Annotated in this window: 21 protein-coding genes; 17 read left to right on the top strand and 4 right to left on the bottom strand. The window is 73.0% G+C overall.

The window, feature by feature from the left end:
- Position 1 precedes the first annotated feature (1 nt).
- The 3 genes from secF to SNR22_RS19160 all read left to right on the top strand — a co-directional run bounded on the left by secF (position 2) and on the right by SNR22_RS19160 (position 4,592).
- On the top strand, positions 2-1,192 hold the full coding sequence (gene secF / locus SNR22_RS19170; protein WP_320067978.1) for a protein translocase subunit SecF: 1,191 nt from the start codon (positions 2-4) through the stop codon (positions 1,190-1,192).
- A 104-nt stretch (positions 1,193-1,296) separates the two neighbouring features.
- On the top strand, positions 1,297-1,863 hold the full coding sequence (locus SNR22_RS19165) for an adenine phosphoribosyltransferase (RefSeq protein WP_320067977.1): 567 nt from the start codon (positions 1,297-1,299) through the stop codon (positions 1,861-1,863).
- A gap of 272 nt (positions 1,864-2,135) precedes the next feature.
- Positions 2,136-4,592, top strand: a complete 2,457-nt coding sequence (locus SNR22_RS19160; RefSeq protein WP_320068069.1) for a bifunctional (p)ppGpp synthetase/guanosine-3',5'-bis(diphosphate) 3'-pyrophosphohydrolase — start codon at positions 2,136-2,138, stop codon at positions 4,590-4,592.
- 58 nt (positions 4,593-4,650) lie between these two features.
- Here the strand turns inward: SNR22_RS19160 and SNR22_RS19155 are convergent, their stop codons facing one another.
- Positions 4,651-5,490, bottom strand: a complete 840-nt coding sequence (locus SNR22_RS19155; RefSeq protein WP_320067976.1) for a peptidylprolyl isomerase — start codon at positions 5,488-5,490, stop codon at positions 4,651-4,653.
- 62 nt (positions 5,491-5,552) lie between these two features.
- Positions 5,553-6,443: a peptidylprolyl isomerase gene (locus SNR22_RS19150; RefSeq protein WP_320067975.1), complete on the bottom strand. Its 891-nt coding sequence runs from the start codon at positions 6,441-6,443 to the stop codon at positions 5,553-5,555.
- Between the two features lie 250 nt (positions 6,444-6,693).
- Here SNR22_RS19150 and SNR22_RS19145 point away from each other — a divergent pair, with 250 nt between their 5' ends.
- From SNR22_RS19145 to SNR22_RS19130, 4 genes are all read left to right on the top strand, one after another.
- Positions 6,694-7,413 (top strand): MBL fold metallo-hydrolase, encoded by a 720-nt coding sequence (locus tag SNR22_RS19145; RefSeq protein ID WP_320067974.1) that lies wholly within the window; start codon positions 6,694-6,696, stop codon positions 7,411-7,413.
- 71 nt (positions 7,414-7,484) lie between these two features.
- A complete protein-coding gene (hisS, locus tag SNR22_RS19140) occupies positions 7,485-8,813 on the top strand; it encodes a histidine--tRNA ligase (protein ID WP_320067973.1) in 1,329 nt (442 codons plus the stop codon).
- An 86-nt stretch (positions 8,814-8,899) separates the two neighbouring features.
- Positions 8,900-9,838, top strand: coding sequence for an acyl-ACP desaturase (locus tag SNR22_RS19135; protein ID WP_320067972.1), 939 nt, complete (start codon positions 8,900-8,902; stop codon positions 9,836-9,838).
- Positions 9,839-10,118: 280 nt separating this feature from the next.
- A complete protein-coding gene (locus SNR22_RS19130) occupies positions 10,119-11,165 on the top strand; it encodes a S1 family peptidase (protein WP_320067971.1) in 1,047 nt (348 codons plus the stop codon).
- Between the two features lie 174 nt (positions 11,166-11,339).
- Here the strand turns inward: SNR22_RS19130 and SNR22_RS19125 are convergent, their stop codons facing one another.
- Positions 11,340-12,116, bottom strand: coding sequence for a DUF998 domain-containing protein (locus SNR22_RS19125; protein ID WP_320067970.1), 777 nt, complete (start codon positions 12,114-12,116; stop codon positions 11,340-11,342).
- Positions 12,117-12,312: 196 nt separating this feature from the next.
- Here SNR22_RS19125 and aspS point away from each other — a divergent pair, with 196 nt between their 5' ends.
- The 6 genes from aspS (at position 12,313) to SNR22_RS19095 (ending at position 18,934) form a co-directional block, all read left to right on the top strand.
- Positions 12,313-14,133, top strand: coding sequence for an aspartate--tRNA ligase (gene aspS, locus SNR22_RS19120; protein WP_320067969.1), 1,821 nt, complete (start codon positions 12,313-12,315; stop codon positions 14,131-14,133).
- A 68-nt stretch (positions 14,134-14,201) separates the two neighbouring features.
- Positions 14,202-15,017 carry a sugar nucleotide-binding protein gene (locus tag SNR22_RS19115; RefSeq protein WP_320067968.1) on the top strand — a complete coding sequence of 272 codons (816 nt, stop codon included), beginning with the start codon at positions 14,202-14,204 and terminating at the stop codon, positions 15,015-15,017.
- Between the two features lie 84 nt (positions 15,018-15,101).
- Complete coding sequence (locus SNR22_RS19110) at positions 15,102-15,695, top strand: winged helix-turn-helix domain-containing protein (RefSeq protein WP_320067967.1); 594 nt, start codon at positions 15,102-15,104, stop codon at positions 15,693-15,695.
- Positions 15,692-17,044: an MFS transporter gene (locus SNR22_RS19105; RefSeq protein WP_320067966.1), complete on the top strand. Its 1,353-nt coding sequence runs from the start codon at positions 15,692-15,694 to the stop codon at positions 17,042-17,044. Before SNR22_RS19110 ends, SNR22_RS19105 begins: the two co-directional genes overlap by 4 nt.
- 96 nt (positions 17,045-17,140) lie before the next feature.
- Entirely contained in the window at positions 17,141-17,362 is a 222-nt protein-coding gene (locus SNR22_RS19100) for a hypothetical protein (protein WP_320067965.1), read from the top strand.
- Positions 17,363-17,437: 75 nt separating this feature from the next.
- Positions 17,438-18,934: a replication-associated recombination protein A gene (locus SNR22_RS19095; RefSeq protein ID WP_320067964.1), complete on the top strand. Its 1,497-nt coding sequence runs from the start codon at positions 17,438-17,440 to the stop codon at positions 18,932-18,934.
- Between the two features lie 398 nt (positions 18,935-19,332).
- Here SNR22_RS19095 and SNR22_RS19090 read toward each other — a convergent pair whose 3' ends face one another.
- A complete protein-coding gene (locus SNR22_RS19090) occupies positions 19,333-20,238 on the bottom strand; it encodes a hypothetical protein (protein WP_320067963.1) in 906 nt (301 codons plus the stop codon).
- A gap of 1,110 nt (positions 20,239-21,348) precedes the next feature.
- Here SNR22_RS19090 and SNR22_RS19085 point away from each other — a divergent pair.
- The 4 genes from SNR22_RS19085 to alaS all read left to right on the top strand — a co-directional run bounded on the left by SNR22_RS19085 (position 21,349) and on the right by alaS (position 25,583).
- Complete coding sequence (locus SNR22_RS19085) at positions 21,349-21,966, top strand: hypothetical protein (RefSeq protein ID WP_320068068.1); 618 nt, start codon at positions 21,349-21,351, stop codon at positions 21,964-21,966.
- A 146-nt stretch (positions 21,967-22,112) separates the two neighbouring features.
- Complete coding sequence (locus SNR22_RS19080) at positions 22,113-22,574, top strand: DUF948 domain-containing protein (RefSeq protein WP_320067962.1); 462 nt, start codon at positions 22,113-22,115, stop codon at positions 22,572-22,574.
- Between the two features lie 28 nt (positions 22,575-22,602).
- Positions 22,603-22,908: a hypothetical protein gene (locus SNR22_RS19075; protein ID WP_117671624.1), complete on the top strand. Its 306-nt coding sequence runs from the start codon at positions 22,603-22,605 to the stop codon at positions 22,906-22,908.
- Complete coding sequence (alaS, locus tag SNR22_RS19070) at positions 22,905-25,583, top strand: alanine--tRNA ligase (RefSeq protein WP_320067961.1); 2,679 nt, start codon at positions 22,905-22,907, stop codon at positions 25,581-25,583. The genes SNR22_RS19075 and alaS overlap by 4 nt, the downstream gene beginning before the upstream one ends.
- The last annotated feature ends 61 nt before the right edge of the window (positions 25,584-25,644 follow it).

Genomic DNA, 25,644 nt, shown 5'->3' with positions numbered 1-25,644 from the left:
GATGGCTAAGACTGGATTGGCGAGCCGCCTCTACCGGGGCGAGGCCGGCGTCGACGTCATCGGCCGGCGCAAGCTGTGGTTCACCGTGGCCGGGGTGCTGATCCTCATCTCGGTGCTCAGCTTCGGGATCCAGAAGTTCAGCCTGGGCATCGAGTTCGCCGGCGGTAACTCGTTCCAGGTGCCGGCCAGCGTCGGGACGCTGGAGCAGGCCGAGGAGAAGGTCGACGCGGCGCTGGCGAGCACCGCGGCCGGGGCCGAGGTGGCCACCGCGCAGAAGGTCGGCGGCACCGGCGGCGACTACTACGAGATGCGCACCTCGCAGCTCACCCCCGAGCAGGCCACCGCGGCCAAGGCGGAGATGGCCCGGGAGTTCGGCATCCAGCCGGACCAGATCAGTGGCAACCAGGTCAGCGAGGCGTGGGGCAGCCAGGTCACCTCCCGCGCACTGCTCGGCCTGGTGATCTTCGTCGCGCTGGTGATGGTCTACCTGATCCTGCGCTTCGAGTGGCGGATGGCGGTCGCTGCCGTCGCCTCGCTGTTCATGAACCTGATCCTCACCGCAGGCATCTACTCGATGGTCGGTTTCGAGGTGACCCCGTCGACGATCATCGGGTTCCTCACCATCCTCGGCTTCGCGCTCTACGACGTCGTGGTGGTCTTCGACAAGGTCCAGGAGAACACCCGGGGCATCACCGCGAACAACAACCAGACGTACGGCGAGGCGGCCAACCTGGCGATCAACCAGAGCCTCATGCGGTCGCTGAACACGTCGGTGGTGGCCCTGCTCCCGGTCGGTGGTCTGCTCTTCATCGGCGCGGGCCTGCTGGGCGCGGGCACCCTGAAGGACCTCGGCCTGGTGCTCTTCGTCGGCATGGCGATCGCGTTCCTGACCTCGATCCTGCTGGCCACCCCGCTGCTGGTCACGCTGAAGAACTACGAGCCGCGGATCCAGGCGCACAACAAGCGGGTCCTGGCTCGGCGGAGCGCCCTGGCCCGGGGTGAGATCACCCCGAAGGGCGTGCCGCGTCCGGACGGGGAGGACGACGAGCCCATCGATCCGGAGATGGGGGCCCTGGCCGGGGCCGCGCCGAAGGTGGGTGCCCGGCCCGCCGCCAAGCGTCCGAGCGGTGCCCGGGGCGGCCGCCCCGCGGGCGGCGGCGGCAACCGGCCGGGCGGCGCGAAGCGCCGCTGACCCGACCGGGAGACACCCGCCGGAGACGGTGACGACGGCGTCCTTCATGCTGTGCGAGCGGCGTGGAGGACGCCGTCGTCGTTACGAAGGGAGACGGGACCGCCGTGACGGAGACGTACAGCGCCGGGGTACGGGGAGACAGTGGCCCGCAGGTCGCCGAGTTGGTTGCCAGCCGGGTGCTGGACGTGCCGGACTTCCCGAAGCCGGGCGTCATGTTCAAGGACCTGATGCCGCTCTTCGCCGATGGCGGGGTGTTCCGTGAGGTGATCGACGGGATCGTGGCGTACCACGGGCGGGACTCGTTCGACGCCGTGGTGGGGATCGAGGCCCGGGGATTCGTGATCGCCGCTGCCATCGCGTACGCCACCGGGCTCGGTGTGGTGCCGGTGCGCAAGGCCGGCAAGCTGCCCCGCCCCGCCTACTCGGCCTCGTACGCGCTGGAGTACGGCGAGGCGACGCTGGAGCTGCACGAGGACGCGTTCACCGCCGGGCACCGGGTGCTGGTGGTCGACGACGTGCTGGCCACCGGGGGGACCGCCGAGGCCACCCTCGACCTGGTGGAGCGGGCCGGCGGCACGGTCGCCGGCTTCACCGTACTGCTGGAGCTGGGTTTCCTGGGTGGGCGCGATCGGCTGGCCCCGCGTCCGGTGCATGCCCTGCTCCGGGTCTGAGCGCCTCCTGCGGGGCGGGGCGACGGCCCGGCCCCAGCGGTCCGTGACGTCCGGTCCGTGCCGCCGTGACCGATTGGTCGTGACGACCGCCGGGACGACCCGACGTGGTCCGTCCGGCGGAGCGGCGGGGCACCGTGCGTGCGGGTAGCATTGCCCTTTGCTGACCGGGCGGGAGACCGTCCGGGGCGGCGGAAGACCAGGCCGGCCGGCGCACGGCTGGCGTACCCCGGCGAGCGGTGAGGAGGCCGGTGTCCCACGATGTCGTTCCTCCGGTGGAGGGCACGGTGCACCCGACAGGCGACGCTGACGGTTCGGTGACCGACCGGGGGGCTGACGCCCGGGGCGTGGCCGTCGGAGGCGACGCGGGTCCCGCCCGCGTCGACGGTGGCACCCCGGAGGCCGGTGTCGTGACGCCGTCGCCCGTCGAGGGCGACCTCGACGACTCGTTGCCGAGCGCTGGTTTCGCCCTTTCCAACGCGCCCACCGGCCGGCGGGTGCGGGCCCGGCTGGCCCGGTTCAACGCCCCCTGGCAGACCTCGCAGGTCAGCGAGGTGCTGGAGCCGCTGATCTCGTCCCACCGGGTGAACCACCCGAAGGCCGACGCGCGGCTGCTCCAGCGCGCGTTCGACCTTGCGGCCCGCTGGCACTCGGGTCAGTACCGCAAGTCCGGCGACCCGTACATCACCCACCCCCTGGCGGTGGCCACCATCCTGGCCAACCTGGGGATGGACACCACCACGTTGGTCGCCGCGCTGCTGCACGACACGATCGAGGACACCGAATACACCCTCGACCAGATGAAGGTGGACTTCGGCGGCGAGGTCGCGCTGCTCGTCGACGGGGTGACGAAGCTCGACAAGGTCAAGCTCGGCGACGCCGCCAAGGCGGAGACGATCCGCAAGATGGTCGTGGCGATGGCGAAGGACCCGCGGGTCCTGGTGATCAAGCTGGCCGACCGGCTGCACAACATGCGCACCCTGACCTTCCTGCCCCGCCCGAAGCAGGAGCAGAAGGCGAAGGAGACGCTGGAGATCCTGGCGCCCCTGGCCCACCGGCTCGGCATGAACACGATCAAGTGGGAGTTGGAGGACCTCGCCTTCGGCACGCTGTTCCCGAAGCGCTACGAGGAGATCCTCCGCCTGATCGGGGAGCACCAGCCGCAGCGTGAGGTGCTGCTGCGCCAGGTGACGCAGAAGGTGCAGACCGACCTGAAGGCCGCCAAGATCAAGGCGGAGACGACGGGTCGACCGAAGCACCTCTACTCGATCTACCAGAAGATGATCGTGCGGGGTCGCGAGTTCAACGACATCTACGACCTGGTGGGTGTGCGGATCCTGGTCGACACGGTGCGGGACTGCTACGCGGCGCTGGGTGTGATCCACGCGAACTGGCAGCCGGTGCCGGGCCGGTTCAAGGACTACATCGCGATGCCCAAGTTCAACATGTACCAGTCCCTGCACACGACGGTCATCGGGCCCACCGGCAAGCCGGTGGAGATGCAGATCCGCACGTACGCGATGCACCGCACCGCCGAGTTCGGCATCGCCGCACACTGGAAGTACAAGGAGCACAAGGGCACCCAGGTCGTCGGCCCGCCGGCGCACATCGACGAGATGACCTGGCTGCGGCAGTTGCTGGACTGGCAGCGGGAGGCGGCCGACCCGAGCGAGTTCCTGGACGCGCTGCGCTTCGACCTGTCCAGCCAGGAGGTGTACGTCTTCACCCCCAAGGGTGACGTCATCCCGCTGCCGACCGGGTCGACGCCGGTGGACTTCGCGTACGCGGTGCACACCGAGGTGGGGCACAAGTGCATCGGGGCGCGGGTCAACGGCAAGCTGGTGCCGCTGGAGTCGACGCTGTCCAACGGTGACGTGATCGAGATCTTCACCTCGAAGTCCGAGACGGCCGGCCCGACCCAGGACTGGCTGGGCTTCGTCAAGAGCCCCCGGGCGCGGACGAAGATCCGTCAGTACTTCAACAAGGAGCGGCGCGAGGAGGCGATCGAGGCCGGCAAGGACTCGATCGTCAAGGCGATGCGCAAGCAGGGCATGCCGTTGCAGCGGATGCTCACCTCCGACGCGTTGATGGCGATCGCCCGGGACCTGCACCTGGCCGACGTGGCGTCGCTGTACGCGGCGGTCGGCGACAGCCAGGTCTCGGCCCAGTCGGTGGTGCAGAAGCTGATGGCCTCGTACGGCGGCGAGGAGGGCGCGGCGGAGGACATCGCCGAGACCGCCGTCGCCACCCGACCACCGCGCAGCCGGCAGAGCAGCGCCGACCCGGGCGTGGTGGTCCGCGGCGTCAGCGACGTCTGGATCAAGCTGGCCCGGTGCTGCACCCCGGTGCCACCCGACGCGGTCTTCGGGTTCGTCACCCGATCCGGCGGGGTGAGTGTGCACCGGGTGGACTGCGCCAACGCCGGGGACCTCAAGGTCCAGGAGGAGCGGATGGTCGAGGTGAGCTGGAAGCTCACCTCCGCCTCGACGTTCCTGGTGGCCATCCAGGTCGAGGCGCTGGACCGGCACAAGCTGCTCGCCGACGTGACCCGGATGCTCTCCGAGGAGCGGGTCAACATCCTCTCCGCGACGGTCACCACCACCCGGGACCGGGTGGCGGTGAGCAGGTTCACCTTCGAGATGGCCGACCCGAAGCACCTGGGGCACCTGCTGGCCGCGGTCCGCAAGGTCGACGGGGTCTTCGACGCGTACCGGGTCACCTCGGGGGCCTGAGGCCCGCACGACAGCGCCCGCCGGTTTCCGCCGGCGGGCGCTGTCGTGCGGGGAGGGCTCAGCCCTGCGGCTCGCTCATCGTCAGCTTCTTGATGACGACCTCCTTCTTGGGGTGGCCACCGCCGGCCTGCTGGGCGAACGCCTTGTCGTCGCCGGCCTTGGCGACGTCCTTGACGATCTCCATGCCGCCGGTGATCGTGCCCAGGACGGTGTATTTTGGTTCGAGCTGCGAGTCGCCGTAGACGATGAAGAACTGGCTGCCGGTGCTGCCGGGCTGCCCCGAGTTGGCCATCGCGATGACGCCGTCCGGATAGGCGGGGCGCTTGTCGGTGGGCAGGTTCTCCTCCGTCAGCCGGTAGGCCGGGCCGCCGGTGCCGTCGGTCTCCCGCCAGCCCTTGCCGGTCGCGCTCGGGTCACCGCACTGGAGCACCTTGATTCCCTCGGTGACCAGCCGGTGGCACTTGCTGTTGTCGAAGAAGCCCTTGCTGGCCAGGTGGGTGAAGCTGGCCGCCGTGCACGGCGAGGCGGACCGGTCGACCTTGGCGGTGATCGGGCCCAGGTTGGTGTCCATCGTCAGGGTCTGGACGCCGGTGTTCGCCTGCTGGGCCGGCGGCATCCCGACGTCCTTGATCTGCTTGGGGCGGCCCTCCTTGGGGACCTCGGTGAACGCGCACTGCACGACACCGTCCCCGGCGGCGGTGTCCTGCGACTTGTCGTCGTCGTCGCCGAGGGTGGTGGCCAGCCACACGGTGCCGGCGACCACGAGCAACAGGGCCGCCCCGGCGCCGACGATCGCCTGCGTCTGCCGGCGCTTGCGGGCCCTGGCCGACTGCGCGGCCATGTTCCGCTGGAGTCGGGCCTTCGCCGCCGCGCGCTGCCGCTCTTTCGTGGACGTCACGGTCGATCCTCCTGGGCTGGGTCTTAGGCGCGGCGGAGCCGCAGTATGTGGTTCGGGGCCGGTCAGCCGGCGCTCGGGCTGGCTGCCGGGGCGTCCGATGCCGGAGCGGTCGCGGCCGGTTCCGACCCCGTTGTCGGCTCACCGACGGTGAGACTCTGGAGCACCACGTCGGTCTTCGGCTTGACCTTCGCCCCGCTCCCATTGTCCACGGTCGTCAGGGCACCGATCTTGGTGATCACGTCGAGCCCGCCGGTGACCTTGCCGACGACCGGGTAGGCCGGCTTGGCGGGATTGAAGTCCTTGAAGAAGACGAGGAACTGGCTGCCGTTGGCGCCCGGCGGGTTGGCGATCATCGCGACCGTGCCCTTCGGGTACGCCGGGGGCTGGCCGGGGGCGGGGCTGGCCGACGGGCTCGCCTCGGGCACCACGGGGACGTTCTCGTCGTAGAACGAGTAGCTCGGGCCACCCAGGCCGGTGCCGCTCGGGTCGCCGCAGCGCAGCGCGCCCTCGGCGGTGATCTCGTGGCACTTCGTGTTGTCGTAGAAGCCCCGGCTCGCCAGGTGGGCGATGCTCGCCCCGCCGCAGGGGGCCGAGGCGAGGTCGAGCGCCACGGTGACCGGTGCGCCCTGGTTCGTGGTGACGGTCATCGCCCGGGTGCCGTCGGTCGGCAGGTCCTTCGTTGCCGGGGTGCCGACGTCCTTGAGGTTGGTGTTCGCCGTGGCATTCTGCGGGGTCCAGAGGCAGGCGTCCTCGGCGGCCGTCTTCTTCTCCGGGTCGTCGTCGAAGGCGCCCAGCGCCCACGCCGAGCCGGCCACGATCAGCACGAGCACCACGGCCGCGCCGACACCGGCCTGGATCTGCCGACGGCGCCTGGTCCGGGCTGCTCGTCGGGCCAGTTGCCGGTCGAGCTTGGCCCGGGCCAGTTTGCGGTGCCGGTCCCTGCTGGAAGCCACCCGCGCTCCCCTTTCCTCTACCCTGATGGACACCGGCGGGCAGGCGTTGCGCCCCGTCGGGTGCGTACGTGCGCCACGCCACACGCCCGCCAGAGTGTACGGGTAGCGGCGGTGAAAATGGTGTACAGGCCTAGCGCAGTTGTGCACTGCGCCCGGTGGGACCCTCGTGGCGGGTGCGGTGGCGCGATTCGCTCGGCGCTGCGGCTAGGCTGCCGGTGCAGGTACGACAGCTCGACGGAAGGGGACCGGCGTGCTCGTGGCGAGCTTTCCCGCGGACGCCTTCGGCACCAACTGCTATGTGGTGGCGACCGGGCCGGGGGAGCAGTGCGTGGTGGTCGACCCGGGCATCGGGGTGATCGACCGGCTCGACGCCGTGCTCGCCGAGCATCGTCTGCACCCGGCCGCGGTGCTGCTCACCCACGGCCACCTCGACCACACGTTCTCCGTCGCGCCGGTCTGCGGCGCCCGGGGCATCACCGCGTACATCCACCCCGACGACCGGGAGCTGCTGGCCGACCCGGGCCGGGCGCTGTCGATGGACCTCACCCAGCTCTTCGGCGGGCGGCTGCCCTACGCCGAGCCCGACGACATCGCCGAGCTGACCGACGGCGCCACGCTCTCCCTCGCCGGCCTGGAGATCAGCGTCGACCACGCCCCGGGCCATACCGGCGGGTCGGTGCTGTTCCGGCTGCCCGGTGCCGGCTCGCGTTGGGAGGCCGATCAGGTCTGCCTCTCCGGCGACGTGCTCTTCGCCGGCTCGATCGGCCGTACCGACCTGTGGGGCGGCAGCATGCCCCGGATGCTCACCAGCCTCCGGGAGAAGATTCTCCCGTTGGCCGACGACACCGTGGTCCTGCCCGGCCACGGCCCCGTGACCACAATCGGTCGCGAGCGGGTGAGTAATCCGTACCTCGTCGAGGTGGCGGCCCTGGGCGACGCGCGCCCGGCCGGGCCCGCCCGCGGCCTCTAGATCCTCCGCCCGCCGCGCGCGGGCCCACGACCTCACCGCGCCCTGCGACGCGGAGCTGCAAGGAGCACGCCATGAGCAAACCCACGCCCATCTCCGGCTTCCCCGAGTGGACCCCGGGGCAGCGGATGATCGAGCAGTTCGTCCTCGACCGGATCCGCGCCACCTTCGAGCTGTACGGCTTCGCGCCCCTGGAGACCCGCTCGGTCGAGCCGCTGGACCAACTGCTGCGCAAGGGGGAGACCTCCAAGGAGGTCTACGTGCTGCGCCGGCTCCAGGCCGACGCCGACGGCCCGGCCGGCGACGACTCCCTCGGCCTGCACTTCGACCTGACCGTGCCGTTCGCCCGGTACGTGCTGGAGAACGCCGGGAAGCTCCAGTTCCCGTTCCGCCGCTACCAGATCCAGAAGGTGTGGCGGGGCGAGCGCCCGCAGGAGGGGCGGTACCGGGAGTTCCTCCAGGCCGACATCGACATCGTCGACCGGGACACCCTGCCCGCGCACTACGAGGCGGAGATGCCGCTGGTCATCGGCGACGCGCTGCGGTCCCTGCCGATCCCGCCGGTGCGGATCCAGGTCAACAACCGCAAGATCTGCGAGGGCTTCTACCGGGGCATCGGGCTGACCGACCCGGAGGCAGCACTGCGCGCGGTCGACAAACTCGACAAGATCGGCCCGGCGCGGGTGGTCGAGTTGCTGGCCGCCACGGCCGGGGCCAGTGAGGCGCAGGCCAAGGCGTGTCTCGCGCTGGCCGAGATCTCCGCCCCCGACGCCTCCTTCGCCGACGCGGTGCGCGCCCTCGGGGTGACTGACCCGCTGCTGGACGAGGGCATCGCCGAGCTGGTCGCGGTGGTGGAGACCGCCGCCGCGCACTCGCCGGGGCTCTGCGTGGCCGACCTGCGCATCGCCCGTGGCCTGGACTACTACACCGGAACCGTGTACGAGACGTCTCTGCTGGGCTACGAGCGGTTCGGTTCGATCTGCTCGGGTGGCCGGTACGACAACCTGGCCAGCTCCGGCGCCGTCCGCTTCCCCGGGGTCGGCATCTCGATCGGGGTGACCCGGCTGCTCGGCCTGCTCTTCGGCGCCGACGCGCTGTCGGTGTCCCGCAGCGTGCCGACCTGCGTGTTGGTCGCGGTCACCACCGAAGAGCAGCGGACGGCGAGCAACGCCGTCGCCGACGCGCTGCGCCGAAGGGGCGTGGCCACCGAGGTGTCGCCGAGCGCGGCGAAGTTCGGCAAGCAGATCCGGTACGCCGAGCGGCGCGGCATCCCGTACGTGTGGTTCCCGGGGGTCGAGGGCGCGGCGGACGAGGTCAAGGACATCCGCTCCGGCGAGCAGATGGCCGCCGCGGCCGGGGAGTGGACCCCGCCCAGGGCGGATCTGACGCCGCTGGTCGGCTGAGACAGGGCTCACGACCTGGCGTTACTGGCGCGTACGGCGGGGACGACCTACGGTGGCGTAAGTTACGCCACCGTAGGGAGATCGTCGTGACCGCACTGAATGAGACCGCTCTGCTCGTCGAGCTCGAACCCGTCGTGGAGAAGAACCTCGACCGGCACCTCTCGATGGCCAAGGAGTGGTTCCCGCACGAGTACGTGCCGTGGAGCGAGGGGCGCACCTTCGACGGCCCGCTCGGTGGCGAGGCGTGGTCGAAGTCGGACTCGACGCTCCCCGAGATCGCGCGTACCGCGCTGATCGTGAACCTGCTGACCGAGGACAACCTTCCGTCGTACCACCACCAGATCGCCACCCTCTTCGGCCCGGACGGGGCATGGGGGACCTGGGTCGGCCGGTGGACGGCGGAGGAGGGGCGGCACGGCACCGCCATCCGGGACTACCTGACGGTTACCCGGGCGGTGGACCCGGTAGCGCTGGAGCGGGCCCGGATGGTGCACATGACGGCCGGCTACACCAACTCGCACGACGCCTCGATGCTGCGTTCGCTGGCGTACGTGTCGTTCCAGGAGTTGGCGACCCGGATCTCGCACCGCAACACCGGCCGGGTGACCGGCGACCCGGCCTGTGAGGCGCTGCTGGCCCGCGTCGCCGCCGACGAGAACCTGCACATGGTCTTCTACCGCAACCTGCTCGCCGCCGCCCTCGATCTGGCCCCGAGCCAGGCGATGCGCGCGATCGCCGAGGTGCTGGCCGACTTCCAGATGCCCGGGGTGGGTATCGAGGGCTTCACCCGCAAGTCGGTGGCGATCGCCCTGGCCGGCATCTACGACCTGCGCCAGCACCGCGACGAGGTGGTCATGCCGGTGCTGCGCCAGTGGGACGTGTTCAACGTCGCCGGCCTGGACGCCGACGGCGAGGCCGCCCGCGACGAGATCGCCGCGCACCTGGACATCCTGGAGACCCAGGCGTCCCGCTTCGAGCAGAAGCGCGACGCGCGCGCCGCCCGCCTGGCGGCCCAGCGCTCCTGACCGCCGGCCCCGCCGCCGCGAGGGCTGACGGGGTGGGCCGGGCGGGGCTCGTGCCGGCCTTTTGATCGCGCGGTTGGCGAGACGGATCGAGGCGAATCGACGCATGTGATTGCGTGGTGGTGACCCCCGGGTGGGGTGGCGGAGTGGGATCGGGTCTTGTTAGTGATCTTAAGTATGTGAATACTTCACTTCAGTCGGCCGGTCTCCCCAGCTCCGGCCGCCGCCCTTCGGGTCCGTCACCCCCGGCGCGACCCGTCACCCCCTCCCGGGAGGCTGTTACATGCGACCCACGAGGTCATCGCTCCTCCGCGCCGCGTCCTTCGCTGCGGCCGGCACCCTGGCCGCCACCGCGCTGATCGGCGTGCCCGTCCAGGCCGCCCCCGCCGCCACGCCCGACGCCGCGGCCACCCTGGCCGACCGGCTCGGTGACCGCTCCGCCGGCACGTACGCCGACGCCAGCGGCAAGATGGTCGTCACCGTGACCGACGAGGCCGCCGCCCGTCAGGTCCGCGCCTCCGGCGCGACCGCGAAGATCGTGAAGCGGGGCGCCACGGAGCTCAACCGGGCCACCGCCGAGCTGGAGCGCTCGGCGAAGATCCCGGGCACCGCCTGGTGGACCGACGCGATCACCAACCAGGTCGTCGTCTCCGTCGACAGCACCGTCACCGGCGCCAAGCTGGAGCGGGTCAAGGCCGCCGCCGCCCGCACCGGCGGCGCCGTCCGGGTCGAGGCCGAGGCCGGCGTGCTGAGCACCCGGATCTCCGGCGGCCAGGCGATCTACACCGGCGGCGGTCGCTGCTCGCTCGGCTTCAACGTGCGCAACAGCGCCGGCACGACGTTCTTCCTGACCGCCGGGCACTGCACCAACATCGGCTCGACCTGGTACTCCAACTCGAGCCAGAGCAGCGTCCTGGGCACCCGCACCGGCACCAGCTTCCCGGGCAACGACTACGGCATCGTCCGGCACAGCAACTCCGCCAACGCGACCGGCAACGTCTCCCTCTACAACGGCAGCTTCCAGGACGTCACCGGCGCCTCCAACGCCTACAGCGGACAGAGCGTGCGGCGCTCCGGCAGCACCACCGGCGTCAAGAGCGGCTCGGTGACCGCCACCAACGCCACGGTGAACTACGCCGAGGGCTCGGTCTCCGGCCTGATCCGCACCACCGTCTGCGCCGAGCCCGGCGACAGCGGCGGCTCGCTCTTCGCCGGCACCAGCGCCCTCGGCCTCACCTCCGGCGGCAACGGCAACTGCACCTCCGGCGGCACCACCTACTTCCAGCCGGTCACCGAGGCGCTGAGCGCCTACGGCGTCAGCATCATCTGATCCCACGCGCACACCCCGTGAAGCGGGCCGCCGTTCCCGGCGGCCCGCTTCCGGCGTACCGGAGTCCGTCGGCGACCGACGGGCGCAGGCCGGGACGGGTTCTCGAATTCGGCCTCGGCGTCGGGCCGGCGCTGACCCCGCCGGCCTGGCAGGCCCTGATCCCGGAGCTGCCACCTACTCCCCGCCGAGGAGGGATGAACGGCGATCCCCACGCAGCCACCCGACGACCAGCAGGGGACAGAGCGCCTCCACGCCGGCGGCCACCCGCTCGGAGAGGCCGACCCGCCCGCCGTCGGTGACGAACTCGACCGCGAACCAGAGCACCGGGACCAGCAGCCCGACCGACAGCGCCACCCAGCCGGCCCGGCCGCCGACGTACCCGCCGGTGGTGGCCCGTGCCCGCCCTCGGCGGTCCGCCCCGGCGGCGACCGGCGACCCGTCGCCGGGCCCGGCGGGCCCGGCCTCGGCCGGTGACCCGGGCGACCCGTCGTTGGGCGCGGCCGGCTGGGCCTCGGCCGGTGACCCGAGCGGCCGTGGTCCTGGCGGGGACGGTCGCCAACCGACTCCGGTGGGGGCGAGGGCGGGCCAGACTGCCAACGCGGCGAAGGCGACGACGGCGGCGAGCGTGTGTGGTGTCGAGCTGCCATCGACCGGCCGCGGAAGCGCGGCGACCGCGAGAATGCCGACCCCGCCCAGCGCGAGCAGCGCCCGGCCGCCGGGGGCCAGGGGCCGCAGCGCGGCGGCGGTCGCGCAGTGGCACAGCCCGAGACCGACCAGGCCGAGCGTCATGATCCAGCGGTCCGCCGCGCCGACGGCGGCGAGCGCGCTGATCGTCTCGGCCACCTGGTCGAAACCGCCGGGTTGCCGGGCCGTGCCGAGCGTCCAGCCGCCGACGAGGAAGACCGGCGCCGCGCCGGCGCAGAGCAGGGCCCAACGGGGTACGACACGCATCCGCCACACCGTACGCCGTGCGGGCCTGGTCCGGCTCGGTCGGCGGTGGCACGTGCTAACAGGGGGCCCCTCTACAACGGAATGCGGTAAGAAGGCGCCCTTCCTCACCTCGTCACCGCGCCCGGTGGCGGCGGTGGCCGGGGCACCCTGACAGAATGCGGGGGCAGACCGAACGTAGACGAGGGAGACGCAAGCCGTGATCCGTACCCATGACGCCGGCAGCCTGCGCGCGGCGGACGCCGGCACCACGGTGACGCTCGCCGGGTGGGTGGCCCGCCGGCGCGACCACGGCGGTGTCATCTTCGTCGACCTGCGCGACGGCTCCGGCGTCGTCCAGGTGGTCTTCCGCGAGGAGGACGCACACGCGCTGCGCAACGAGTTCTGCGTGAAGGTGACCGGCGAGGTGACCCGCCGCCCCGAGGGCAACGAGAACCCGGAGCTGCCCACCGGCGAGATCGAGGTGACCGCCGTCGCGCTGGAGGTGCTCTCCGAGGCCGCGCCGCTGCCGCTGCCCGTCGACGACCAGGTCGAGGCCGGCGACGACATCCGGCTCCGGTACCGCTACCTCGACCTGCGCCGCAGCGGCCCGGCGAAGGCGATGCGGCTGCGTTCGCGGGCCAACCAGCTCGCCCGCGGCGTGCTGCACTCCCGGGACTTCCTGGAGATCGAGACCCCCACGCTGACCCGGTCCACCCCGGAGGGCGCCCGCGACTTCCTGGTCCCGGTGCGCCTGCAGCCCGGCAGCTGGTACGCGCTGCCCCAGTCCCCGCAGCTGTTCAAGCAGCTGCTGATGGTCGGCGGCATGGAGCGGTACTACCAGATCGCCCGCTGCTACCGCGACGAGGACTTCCGCGCCGACCGGCAGCCGGAGTTCACCCAGCTCGACATCGAGATGTCCTTCGTCACCGAGGACGATGTCATCGCCCTCGGCGAGGAGATCGTCTCGGCGCTCTGGTCCGACCTGGCCGGCCACGAGATCTCCCGGCCGATCCCGCGGATCACCTGGCACGACGCGATGGCCCGGTACGGCTCGGACAAGCCGGACCTGCGCTACGGCGTCGAGCTGACCGAGCTGACCGAATACCTGCGCGGCACGACGTTCCGGGTCTTCGCCGGCGCGATCGACGCGGGCGGGTACGTCGGCGCGGTCGTGATGCCGGGCGGGGCGAGCCAGAGCCGCAAGGAGCTCGACGGCTGGCAGGACTGGGCCAAGGCGCGCGGCGCGAAGGGCCTGGCGTACGTGGTGCTCGACGCCGAGACCGGCGAGGCACGCGGCCCGGTGGCGAAGAACCTCTCCGAGGCGCACCTGGCCGGGCTGGCCGACGCGGTCGGCGCGAAGCCGGGCGACGCGGTCTTCTTCGCCGCCGGCACCGAGGCCCGTCAGGCGCAGGAACTGCTCGGCGCGGCCCGGGTCGAGATCGCCAAGCGGGCCAAGCTGATCGACGAGAGCGCCTGGGCGTTCTGCTGGGTGGTCGACGCGCCGATGTTCGAACGGACCTCGGACGACAATGGCGGGGCGGGCGGCTGGACGGCCGTGCACCACCCGTTCACCTCTCCGAATTCCGATTGGGTCGACCGGTTCGAGCAGGCCCCGGACCGGGCCCTGGCGTACGCGTACGACATCGTCTGCAACGGCAACGAGATCGGCGGCGGTTCCATCCGTATCCACCGGGGCGACGTGCAGAAGCGGGTCTTCGACCTGCTCGGCATCACCCCGGCCGAGGCGCAGGACAAGTTCGGCTTCCTGCTGGAGGCGTTCAAGTACGGCGCCCCGCCGCACGGCGGCATCGCGTTCGGCTGGGACCGGGTCTGCATGCTGCTGGCCGGCGCGGACTCGATCCGCGAGGTCATCGCGTTCCCGAAGACCCGGGGCGGCTTCGATCCGCTGACCGGTGCGCCCACCCCGATCACCGGGCAGCAGCGCGCCGAGGCGGGCATCGACGCCAAGCCGAAGCCGGCCGCCGCGCCGCACACCGGCACCGCCGGCCCGGCCGCCCCGGTGGCCGACCCGGTCTGACCGGTCTTTCGCAGGATGCAGCGGGGCGTCACCTCGGTGACGCCCTGCTGCCGTAGAGGGGGATACGTGTGACGCTGCTCGTGGTGGGTGCCAGCGGGTACCTCGGCGCGGAGGTGTGCCGGCAGGCCGTGGCGGCGGGGCGGCGGGTGGTCGGCACGTACCACGCCAACCCCGTCGAGCTGGCTGGGGTCGAGGCGCATCGGGTCGACGTGACCGACCGGGCCGCCGTGCGTGCGCTGGTCGCGGCCGTGCGGCCCGCCGCCGTGGTGAGCACCCCCTACCGGTACGACGACTGGACGGTCACCGCCGACGGCGCGGCGAACGTGGCGTACGCGGCCGCCGAGGCGGGGGCCCGGCTGGTGCACCTGTCCAGCGACGCACTGCACGCCGGCCGGCCCGAGCCGTACGCCGACGACGAGGTTCCCACCCCGGTCTTCGCGTACGGGGCGGCGAAGGCGGCGGCGGAGACCGCCGTGCGGGCGATCGACCCAGGGGCGGTGCTGGTGCGTACCTCGTTGATCGTCGGCGACGAGCGGAGCAAGCAGATCCGGCTCTGCCTGGACGCCCTCGCCGGCCGGGCGAGCCTGTTCACCGACGAGGTCCGCTGCCCGGTCGACGTGACCGACCTGGCCGCCGCCGTGCTGGAGTTGGTGGAGGGCGACCACGCCGGCCTGCTCAACGTGGCCGGCCCGGAGGCGGTCAGTCGGGCCGAGCTGGGGCTGCTGGTGGCCCGCGGGTTCGGCATCGACCCGGCCGGCTTGCGGACCGGCACCCGAGCGGAGACGGGCCTGATCCGCCCCACCGAGGTACGCCTCGACAGCTCCCGCGCCGCCGGCCTGCTGAGCATCCGCCTGCGCGGGGTCAGCGAACTCCTGGCTCTCTGAGCTCTCCACGGCCACTGTCAGATGTTGCACACTTTCTATGCACAACTATTGTGCATAGAAAGTGTGCATGGATATTGTGCAGGCATGGACAGCGGAACCTCGCCAGGAACGCCCAGTGCCGTCCGGCTGGACCACCGACAGGTGCGGGTGCTCGCGCATCCGCTGCGGCTGCGGCTGCTCGGCGCGCTGCGGGTCGACGGCCCGGCGACCGCCACGGCCCTCGCCGGGAAGCTCGACACCAACACCGGCGCCACCAGCTACCACCTGCGCCAGCTTGCCGAGGTAGGGCTGGTCGTGGAGGACCCGGATCGGGCCATCGGCCGGCAGCGCTGGTGGCGCGCCGCGCACGACGTGACCGACTGGGAGCCGACGGACTTCGACGACGACCCGGACGCCCGGGCCGCGATCGAGTGGATCCAGGGTGACCAGGTGCGACTGCTCGCCGAGCGGGCCGAGCGGTGGTTCGCCGCCCGCCCGGACTGGTCGCCCGCGTGGCGGGACGCCGCCGGCATGAGCGACGCCCTGCTCCACCTGGGACCGGCCCGGCTCCAGGCGCTCGAAGCGGAGATGTGGCAGGTCCTCATGCGCTACCGCGAGGAGTCCGTCCCCGACGAGCCGGATGCCCAGCCGGTGCACGTCTTCCTGGCCGGGTACCCGATGATCGGAGAGACCCGGTGAGTATCCTCACCGTGCGCCAGGTCCGGTTCCGCTTCCTCGCCCTCGGCGGCTTGCGCTGGCTGCCCACCGGCCTGCTGATCCCGGTCATGATCCTGCTGATGCAGGAGCGCGGTCTGTCGCTGTCGGAGATCGGCCTGGCGGTCACCGCGCAGGGGCTGGTGGTGCTGGCGCTGGAACTGCCCACCGGCGGGTTCGCCGACGCGCTCGGCCGCAAGCCGGTGCTGGTCGCCGCCGGGGCGCTCAACCTGGTTTCCCTGGCGCTGTTCGTGGTGGCCGACTCCGTCGCACTGTTCTTCCTGGTCTTCGCGGTGCAGGGGGCCTACCGGGCGCTGGACAGCGGCCCGCTGGAGTCCTGGTACGTCGACGCCACCCTCGCCGCCGACCCCGACGCGGAGTACGAGCGCGGCCTCGGGCACGCCGGCACGGTCACCGGCCTTGCCATCGCCGGCGGCGCGCTGCTCAGCGGTGGACTGATCGCGCTCGGCCCCGTCGGCCCGGTGAGCACGCTGACCGGGCCGGTGCTGGCGGCCTTCGCAGCGCAGGCGGTGGCGCTGGCCGCCCTGCTGGCGCTGCTGGTTGAGGTCCGGCCCGGTCGGGGATCTGGGGCGCTGCGGGCCTCGGTCGCCGCGGCGCCCCGGATGGTCGGGCAGGCGATCGGGCTGCTGCGCCGCTCCCGGGTGTTGCTCGCCCTGGTCGCGGTAGAGCTGTTCTGGGGCTTCGGCATGGTGACCTTCGAGTCGTTGCTGCCGGTCCGGCTCGCCGAGGTGGTCGGTGACCCCGAGCGGGCCGCCGCGCTGCTCGGCCCCGCCAACTCCGCGGCCTGGCTGGCCTCGGCGGCCGGGGCCGCGCTGACCCCGCTGCTGCTGCGCTGGCCGGGTGCTGCGGCCGGCGCCGCCCTGCTGCGCGTCGGCCAGGGCGCGACCGTCGTCGGGATGGGCCTGCTCGCCGGCCCGGTCGGGGTGCTGATCGCCTACCTGGCCTGCTACGCCGTGCACGGCGCGTCGAACCCACTGCACACGGGGCTGCTGCACCGCCAGGTCGACGGCCCGTACCGGACCAGCGTGCTCTCGCTGAACTCGATGATGGCCCAGCCGGCCGGCGCGCTCGGCGCGCTGGCACTGACCGCGCTCGCCGGCCGCAGCAGTGTCAGTACGGCGATGCTGGCCGGCGCGGTGGTGCTGGCCCTCGCCGCGCCGCTCTACCTGCCGGCCTGGCGAGCCGGTCGGCACGCCGCCCCGGCCCCCGCCCCCACACCGGAGAAGGTCCGCCGGCCGGTGCCCGTGAACGACTCGACGGCTGACGCGGTGGACGGGTCGCTTCCATCCCCGGCCGCTTGCCGGGGCGGATGACGGTGAACGGCGGGCGGATCCACCCCGGAGATTGACGCGAGGACCGATTGGGTACATCAGGCGTCGACCTACTGGTAACCCCCACCGGAGGACCACATGCTCGCCATTCTTGCGGCAATCGTCTTTGGCTTCGCCCTGCTGATCGACCTGCTCGACACCAACTTCGGTGCGCCGGACCTGTTCAATGTGCACACCCTGCTGATGCTCGGTCTGCTGCTGCTCTCCCTCTACCTGGCCGGGGTCGGCAGCGCCCCCCGCGGCGGTGGCGGTGGTGGCGGCGGCCGCTGGTACCGAGGCCGTCGTCCCGGCCGCGGCTGACCGCAAACGATCATTGCGGGCCGGGTCCGCGGCGCAGTTCCGGCGTCGCGGACCCGGCCCGGTACTGTCTTCCTGATGGAGTCCGACGCCCTCTTCTCCCTCGGTGCGTCCGTCGGGGCACCCAGCGCCCCCACGGGTTCCGTCGGCGTCGACGGTTTCACTCCGGCGTCGGCCGACTCGCCCCTTCCTGTCCGGATGCGTCCGGCCAGCATCGACGAGCTGGTCGGGCAGGAGCACCTGCTCGCCCCGGGCGCCCCGCTGCGCCAGCTCGTCGGCGGTGCCACTCCGATGTCGGTGATCCTCTGGGGCCCGCCCGGGTGCGGCAAGACCACCATCGCCCACCTGGTGGCGCACGCCACCGACCGCCGTTTCGTGGCGATGTCGGCGCTCTCCGCCGGGGTCAAGGACGTCCGCGCGGTGATCGAGGCCGCCCGCCGGCAGCGCCGTTCTGGCGGCCCGCAGACGGTGCTCTTCATCGACGAGGTGCACCGGTTCAGCAAGACCCAGCAGGACTCGCTGCTCGCCGCCGTCGAGGACCGGACGGTCACGCTGCTGGCGGCCACCACGGAGAACCCGTACTTCTCGGTCATCTCGCCGCTGCTGTCCCGGTGCGTGCTGCTCACCCTCCAACCGCTGGACGACACGGCCGTGCGCGGCCTACTGCGCCGCGCGGTCGCCGACTCCCGGGGCCTCGGTGGCGCGCTCGCCCTGGAGTCCGACGCCGAGGACCATCTCGTCCGCCTCGCCGGTGGCGACGTGCGCAAGGCGCTGACCGCGCTGGAGGCGGCTGCCGCCTCGGCCGCGGCGCTGGGCGTCGAGCGGATCGACCTGGCCACCGCCGAGCAGGCGGTGGACGTCGCGGCGGTGCGGTACGACCGCGACGGCGACGCCCACTACGACGTCACCAGCGCCCTCATCAAGAGCATGCGCGGCTCCGACGTGGACGCGGCGCTGCACTGGCTGGCCCGGATGTTGGTGGCCGGCGAGGACGCCCGGTTCATCGCCCGCCGCCTGGTCATCTTCGCCAGCGAGGACGTCGGGATGGCCGACCCGGGCGCGTTGGGCGTTGCCACCGCCGCCGCCCACGCGGTGGAGTTCGTCGGCCTGCCCGAGGTGCAGCTCAACCTCGCCCAGGCGGTGATCCACCTGGCGACCGCGCCGAAGTCCAACTCGGCGACCACCGCGATCGGCGCCGCGATGGCCGACGTCCGCGCCGGCCGGGGCGGGCCGGTGCCCCGCAACCTGCGAGACGCCCACTACTCCGGGGCCCGGGGGCTCGGCCACGGCACGGGCTACCGCTATCCGCACGACGACGCCCGTGGGGTGGTCACCCAGCAGTACGCTCCGGACGATCTTGTCGGAGCCGACTACTACCGTCCCAGCGGGCACGGTGCCGAGCGGTCGGTGGCCACCCGGCTGCCGCTGCTACGCCGGATCGTCCGAGGGCTGCCCGCCCCGGCGCGTCCGGACGACTCGACTACCGCACGGAACGGCCGCCACCCGTCGGGCAACGGGCACGCCACCGTGGCGGACGAGGACGGCGCAGACGCCGTCGGGGAGGGCCAGCAGTGAGATCCCGTGGTTCGGAGCGACCGGAGGACGACCCCGACGACCGGCGTGACCAGCGCGCCAAGGGGCGCCGGTGGGGCCGGGGCCGACCCGACAGCGAGCCCGAGGAGCCGGTCAGCGGCGAGGAGTTCGGCTGGATCGACGACCTGCGCTCCGCCAAGCAGCAGCGCACCGAGTTGGGCCCCGCCGCCGGTACGCCCGGACAGGCCCCGCCGCCGGGTCGCCCCGACCCGGAGTCCCGGCGCGTCCCGGCCGACCCGCAGGCCGTGCCGCCGGCCCGTCCCGCCGAGCCCGGCCCCGCCCGGCCCCGCCCGGCCGCCGGCCCGTGGCCCGGCTCGCCCGAGCAGGGCCGCCGTCCCGACCCGGCCGAGCCGCCCCGCCCGCCGCAAGGCTCGCCCCCGTCACCGGCGGTCCCGCCCGGGCGCGCGGCGCAGGGCCAGCCCCAGGGCCAGCCCCAAGGCCAGCCGTCCCCACCGTCGCCGACGGGCCCGCCCGCCCGTCCGGGGCAGAATCCGGTCCAACCGCCCCCGCCGCCGGTGGGCGTGGCCCGTCCGCCGCACCCCGGAGGGCAGCCGGCCCGTCCGCCGTATCCGGCGGACAACGCGCCCCGGCGACTGCCGGCCGACGGCGCGCAGCCCCGTTCGGCGGGGCAGACCGGGCCGGTGAGCGGTCCGCCGGGTGCCGTTCCGGTCCCCGGCGTCCCGGGGCAGGCATCCCGGCCGCCGGGCTCGTTCGGAGCCCCGGCCACTCCTCCCGTACGCGGCGGACAGCCCCCGACCGGCGGATGGCCGGTCGGTCCGGCCGCGCCGCCTACGGCCGGCCGCGCCGCAGCCCCGGTTGCCCCTGTCGGGCGTCGTGCCGTCCCGGAGCAGCCTCCCGCCGGCACACCTCAGCCGTCTGCTGTCGACGGCCCCCGGGTCGAGCAGGGGGAGCATCCCCGCGGTTCCGTCGCGGCCGGGCCGGGCGTGCCGACCGGTCGAGGCGCGGCAGGGCCGGTCCCGCCCCCCGCTCTCCCGGCGGGTCGTCGGCGCGCCGCCGAGGAACAGCCGACGGTGGTTCCGCTCAGCGGCAACGCCCCCCCGGTGCCCGGAGTGCCGTCCGGTCCCCAGCCGACCGTTGCGCAGGCCGGAGCCGGCCGGCGGGGTCGACCCGACCCGGACCCGGGTGAGGAGACCGCGCACCGGCGGGCCGCACCCGCCGAGCCGGTGGGCGACGCCCCCGGCGAGCGGGGCGGGCCGACGCCGGGCCAGGGCGACCGTCCGCAGCGTCCGGCGCAGTGGCTGCGCCAGGCCGGTCGCGGCACCCACACCGACCCGGCCATGCCGATGGTCAACCGGGCCCCCGGGCCGCCGCCTCCGCCGTCGTCCGTCGTGCCGCCGTCGTCGACCGCGTCGACCGGCCCCCGCCGGCCCGTCGGTGACGCCGCTCGGGCGTCGGTCGGCCGTGACCGACCCGGCGACGGGCACGGGGACTCCGGCCCGCCGCCCGCCGCCCGCGCCGGAGTACCGTCCCACCCGCCGGCGGATGCCCGCCCGGGCGAGGGCCGGCCGCCGCACGAACCGGGCGCCGGCGAGGTCGGGCCGTCGCGTGAGCGCGGTACCGGTGAGGTCCGCGGGCCCAGGGACCCCGGCACCGGTGAGTTCCGGCAGCCGGGAGCGGCCCGGGGTGCCGCCCGCCCGGGTGCGCCCGTCGACGGTCCGAACACGGGCCGCGCGTCCGGTTCCGGGGAGCGCCGGTCTCCAGCTATTCCGACCGGGGGAGCTCCGCGACCGGGTGAGGCTCACCCCCCCAGGGCGGCATCCGCCCCGGGGACCGTCCCCGTCCAGGGCGCGGCCACCGGTTCCCGGCCGGCCCCGGGCGCCCGATTCGGCCCGGCCGTTCCGCAGCCCGGCGTCGAGCCCGGTTCGGGCCGCCCGCCTGAACCCGGAACCCGTCCCGGCGTCCCCGCCGGCCGGGCCGCCACGGCCGGCGGCCCCGCTCATCCCGCCGTGGCGCGGGCCGCGGCCCCCGTGGGCCACCCCGACGGCGGCCCGGACGACCGTGCGGCCCGGCCGCCCGAGCCTGGTCGTCCCGAGCCTGGTCGTCCCGAGCCTGGTCGTGTCGAGCCTGGTCGTGTCGAGCCTGGTCGTCCCGAGCCTGGTCGTCCCGAGCCTGGTCGCCCCGAGGCCGCCGGGGGGCGTGCCGTCGTGCCGCCGATCCGACCCGAGCAGCCGTCCGCGGTGGCCCGGGCCGCCGTCGTGGTGCCCGCCGCCGAGACCCCCGCCGGTCGCGCCGGGGTGGCCACGATCGGCAGCCCCGGCGCCGAGACCTCCGGCGAGATCGCGCTCCGGCGGCCCGCCGAGCCGGGCGAACCCGACGAGGACGCGCCCGCCGGCACCGGTGCCCTGCGCGGCGCCCGCTCCGAGCTGCGTCGGCAGATGCGGGAGCGTCGCCGGCTCCGGATGGGCGTGCTGGCGCTGGTCAGCCTGGTGCTGCTCGGCGCGATCCCGCTCTACTTCGGCCTCCGGGCGCTGAGCCACGACCCGGTCTTCGACACCCTGGACGAGCTGAACGTGCCCGGCTGGGCGGCCACGGAGATCGTCGACAACGTCAGCGGCAGCCGCTGGTGCCTGCAGGAGTGCCGGCTGCGGGAGCGCACCGTCTCCTCCGAGCGGGCGGTCAAGGAGACCACGCAGGCATACGAGCGGGCCCTGGCCGAGGACAGCTGGCAGCCATGGAAGGTGAGCCGCTGCCCGCAGCAGCAGACCAAGGGCGACTACACCTGCTGGCGCCGCGACGAGCTCACCCTCGACCTGTGGGTTCGCGAGCGGACCTGCGTCCCGCCGCCGGTGGATGGCGAGCCCGCGCCGACGCCGTTGGCCTCGCCCGCAGCGCAGGAGTGCGCCGGCTCGTTGGTTTCGGTGAAGGTCCGCAACGCGATCGACGACGAGCGGACCCGGCCCCAACCGAGCACCGACCCCTCACTCACCGGCGAGGATCCCTTCCCGACGTTGAGTGAGGACCCGCTCGGCGAGCCGACCCCCTCACCGTCGTGAGCCGGGTTCCATAACTGACGGTAGGGTCTGGGGCTGGCAGGCCCGCCTGCTTCCTGGCCCCTCGTGGTCACCGAGCGACGGTGCGGGTATGACGGTCGCACGTTCCGGGACGTCGGGTCCCGGAACTCTGCACTAGGAGGACAGGCGTGAGTTTTGGAGAGGTCGCGGCCCTGATCGCGGCTATCGCGTTCGCGATGCTCGTGTTGATCCTGACGCTGCCCATCCTGCGGCTTCGGCACACCGTGGACGCCGCCACCCGGATGATCAACGACCTCAACGACCGCACCGCGCCCCTGCTCGGTGACGTCAACACCACGGTGAAGAACGTCAACACCGCGCTGGAGCAGGTGCAGACGTCCCTGGACGGGGTGAACCTGCAGCTGGCCAAGGTCGACACGATGACCAGCCACGCCCAGAACGTCACCGCGAACGTGGCGAACCTGGCCACCGTGGTCTCCGCCGCCGCGGCGAACCCGCTGGTGAAGGTGGCCGCGTTCGGCTACGGCGTGCGCCGGGCCGCCTCCGCCCGACGCGGCGCCGAGACCGAGCGTGAGGTGCGCGACACCATCAAGCAGCAACGCCGGGCCGCCAAGCGCGGCAACGGCTGAGCCGGCCGGCGACGGAGGGAATGAGATCATGAGGCGCCTGTTCTGGTTGGGCATCGGGCTGGCCGTCGGCGTGGTGGTGGTCCGTAAGGCGACCCGCACCGCGCAGGCGTACACGCCGGCCGGCATCGCCGGCGGCCTGTCGCAATCCGCTGGCGGTCTGGTGGAGTCGCTGCGTAGCTTCGTGGAGGACGTCCGGATCGGGATGGCCGAGCGGGAGCAGGAAATCCACGAGGCCTTCGCCCGAGGCGAGGCGTTCGACGACCAGTTCGCCGAGCTGCGCGAGGACCCGCGCATCGGCGACCGAGAGATCTTTCCGGAGGAGCACCAGCGATGAAGACGGCGGAGATCAAGCGGCGGTACCTCGCGCACTTCGAGGCGAACGGCCATGCCGTGGTGCCGTCCGCTCCGCTGCCCGCCATCAGCGACCCGAACCTGCTGTTCGTCAACGCCGGCATGGTGCAGTTCGTCCCCTACTTCCTGGGGCAGCAGACCCCGCCATACCGGCGGGCGGTCAGTGTGCAGAAGTGCATCCGTACCCCGGACATCGACGAGGTCGGCAAGACCAGCCGGCACGGCACGTTCTTCCAGATGAACGGCAACTTCTCCTTCGGTGACTACTTCAAGGAAGGCGCGATCCCGCTCGCCTGGGAGTTGGTCACCAAGGCGGTCGCCGACGGTGGCTTCGGGCTGGACCCGGAGCGGCTCTGGCCGACCGTCTACCACGACGACGAGGAGGCGTACCAGCTCTGGCGCTCGGTCGGCGTGCCGACGGAGCGGATCGTCCGCCGGGGCCGGAAGGACAACTACTGGTCGATGGGCATCCCCGGCCCGGCCGGGCCCTGCTCGGAGCTCTTCTACGACCGGGGCCCGTCCTACGGCCGCGAGGGCGGGCCGGAGGTCGACGAGGACCGGTACATGGAGTTCTGGAACCTCGTCTTCATGCAGTACGAGATCGCCGACGTGACCAGCAAGGAAGAGTTCCGGATCGTCGGCGAGCTGCCGGCGAAGAGCATCGACACCGGCATGGGCCTGGAGCGGATGGCCTCCATCCTCCAGGGCGTCGACAACCTCTACGAGATCGACGAGGTGCGGCCGATCCTGGCCCGCGCCGCCGAGCTGACCGGCAAGCGGTACGGCGTGCACTCCGGCCAGGTGGCCAGCGAGTCGCACCCCGACGACGTACGGCTGCGGGTGATCGCCGACCACGTGCGCACCGCGCTGATGCTGATCGGTGACGGGGTCACCCCGAGCAACGAGGGGCGTGGCTACGTGCTGCGCCGGATCATGCGCCGGGCGATCCGCTCGGTCCGGCTGCTCGGGTACGGCGACCGGGCGCTGCCCGAGCTGCTGCCGGTGGCACGGGACTGCATGGCCCCGTCGTACCCGGAGCTTTCGGCCGAGTTCGACCGGATCTCGCAGTACGCGTACGCCGAGGAGGACGTCTTCCTGACGACGCTGCGCGCCGGGACGACGATCCTGGACACGGCGATCGCCGAGACGAAGTCGGCGGGGAAGCCGGCACTGGCCGGCGACAAGGCCTTCCAGCTGCATGACACCTATGGCTTCCCGATCGACCTGACCCTGGAGATCGCGGCCGAGCAGGGCCTGAAGGTCGACGCCGAGGGCTTCCGCCGGCTGATGGCCGACCAACGCAACCGGGCGAAGGCCGACGCGCGGACCCGCAAGACCGGGCACACCGACCTGTCGGCGTACCGGTCGGTGCTGGACGCTGGCGGGCCGGTGGAGTTCACCGGGTACACCGAGCTGAACCGGGAGTCGCTGGTCCGCGCGGTGCTGGCCGGCGGCGGTGCGGTCGGCGCAGCCGTCGAGGGGGACACCGTCGAGCTGGTGCTCGACACCACCCCCTTCTACGCCGAGGGCGGCGGCCAGCAGCCCGACCAGGGTCTGATCACCGTCGGCGGCGGCCAGGTCGAGGTCTTCGACGTGCAGCAGCCGGTGCCGGGCCTGATCGTGCACCGGGCCCGGGTGCTCCGGGGCGAGGTGCGCACCGGCGAGACCGGGTACGCCGAGATCGACGTGACCCGGCGGCGAGCGATCTCCCGCTCGCACACCGCCACCCACCTGGTGCACCAGACGATGCGTAACTTCCTCGGCGAGTCGGCCACCCAGGCCGGTTCGCTGAACGCCCCGGGTCGGCTGCGCTTCGACTTCAATACCCCGACGGGGGTGTCGCCGAGTGTGCTGCACGACGTGGAGCAGCAGGTCAACGAGGTGCTCCTGGCCGACCTGGAGGTGCATGCCTTCATCACCACCCAGGAGGAGGCCCGCCGGATCGGCGCGATGGCGCTCTTCGGCGAGAAGTACGGCGAGCGGGTCCGGGTCGTCGAGGTCGGCGACTACGCCCGCGAGCTGTGCGGCGGCACCCACGTGGCCCGTTCGGCCCAGCTCGGCCTCGTCAAGATCCTCTCCGAGGCGTCGGTCGGCTCCGGTGTGCGCCGGATCGAGGCCCTGGTGGGCATGGACGCCTTCGGTTTCCTGGCCCGCGAGCACCTGCTGGTCTCCCGGCTCGCCGAGCTGTTCCGGGTCCCCGGCGATCAGGTCGCCGACCGGGTGGAGCAGACCGTCACCCAACTGCGTGACGCCGAGAAGGAGCTGGAGAAGCTCCGCGCCCAGCTCGTGCTCGGCGGCGCGGCGGCCCTCGCAGCCCAGGCGAAGGACGTGCACGGGGTGGCGTACGTCGGCACCGAGGCGCCCGAGGGGGCGGCCGGCAACGACGTGCGGACCCTGGCCCAGGAGATCCGTGGCCGGATCGACCCGGCCCGCCCGGCCGTGGTGGCCGTGGCGGCCCGCTCAGGCGGCAAGGCATCCCTGGTGGTGGCCGTGAACGCGGCGGCCCGGGGCCGGGGCCTGGCGGCGAAGGACCTGGTCAAGGCTGCCTTCTCCGGTCGCGGCGGCGGCAGCGACGACCTCGCCCAGGGTGGCGGCCTGCCCGCGGCCGTGGCGCCGAAGGTGCTGGCCACCGTCGAGATGGCGATCGCCGCGGCGTGATCGCATCCCACCTCGGGTCAGGGCGACCCTTTGCGTTTCGCCCTGACCCGTTCCACGGCAA

It is taken from the genome of Micromonospora sp. RTGN7, from assembly GCF_033804645.1.
GTDB lineage: Bacteria > Actinomycetota > Actinomycetes > Mycobacteriales > Micromonosporaceae > Micromonospora.
The sequence above is the reverse complement of the archived record's forward strand: the minus strand, read 5'-3'. Positions and strand labels throughout refer to the sequence as shown.

Excerpts from the sequence above, each read along its gene's own strand:
- SNR22_RS19100 (WP_320067965.1), top strand. The coding sequence starts at position 17,141 with ATGCTCGCCATTCTTGCGGCAATCGTCTTTGGCTTCGCCCTGCTGATC.
- SNR22_RS19110 (WP_320067967.1), top strand. The coding sequence starts at position 15,102 with ATGGACAGCGGAACCTCGCCAGGAACGCCCAGTGCCGTCCGGCTGGAC.
- SNR22_RS19075 (WP_117671624.1), top strand. The coding sequence starts at position 22,603 with ATGAGGCGCCTGTTCTGGTTGGGCATCGGGCTGGCCGTCGGCGTGGTG.
- alaS (WP_320067961.1), top strand. The coding sequence starts at position 22,905 with ATGAAGACGGCGGAGATCAAGCGGCGGTACCTCGCGCACTTCGAGGCG.
- SNR22_RS19085 (WP_320068068.1), top strand. The coding sequence starts at position 21,349 with ATGCGGGAGCGTCGCCGGCTCCGGATGGGCGTGCTGGCGCTGGTCAGC.
- secF (WP_320067978.1), top strand. The coding sequence starts at position 2 with ATGGCTAAGACTGGATTGGCGAGCCGCCTCTACCGGGGCGAGGCCGGC.
- SNR22_RS19095 (WP_320067964.1), top strand. The coding sequence starts at position 17,438 with ATGGAGTCCGACGCCCTCTTCTCCCTCGGTGCGTCCGTCGGGGCACCC.
- SNR22_RS19130 (WP_320067971.1), top strand. The coding sequence starts at position 10,119 with ATGCGACCCACGAGGTCATCGCTCCTCCGCGCCGCGTCCTTCGCTGCG.
- SNR22_RS19125 (WP_320067970.1), bottom strand. The coding sequence starts at position 12,116 with ATGCGTGTCGTACCCCGTTGGGCCCTGCTCTGCGCCGGCGCGGCGCCG.
- hisS (WP_320067973.1), top strand. The coding sequence starts at position 7,485 with ATGAGCAAACCCACGCCCATCTCCGGCTTCCCCGAGTGGACCCCGGGG.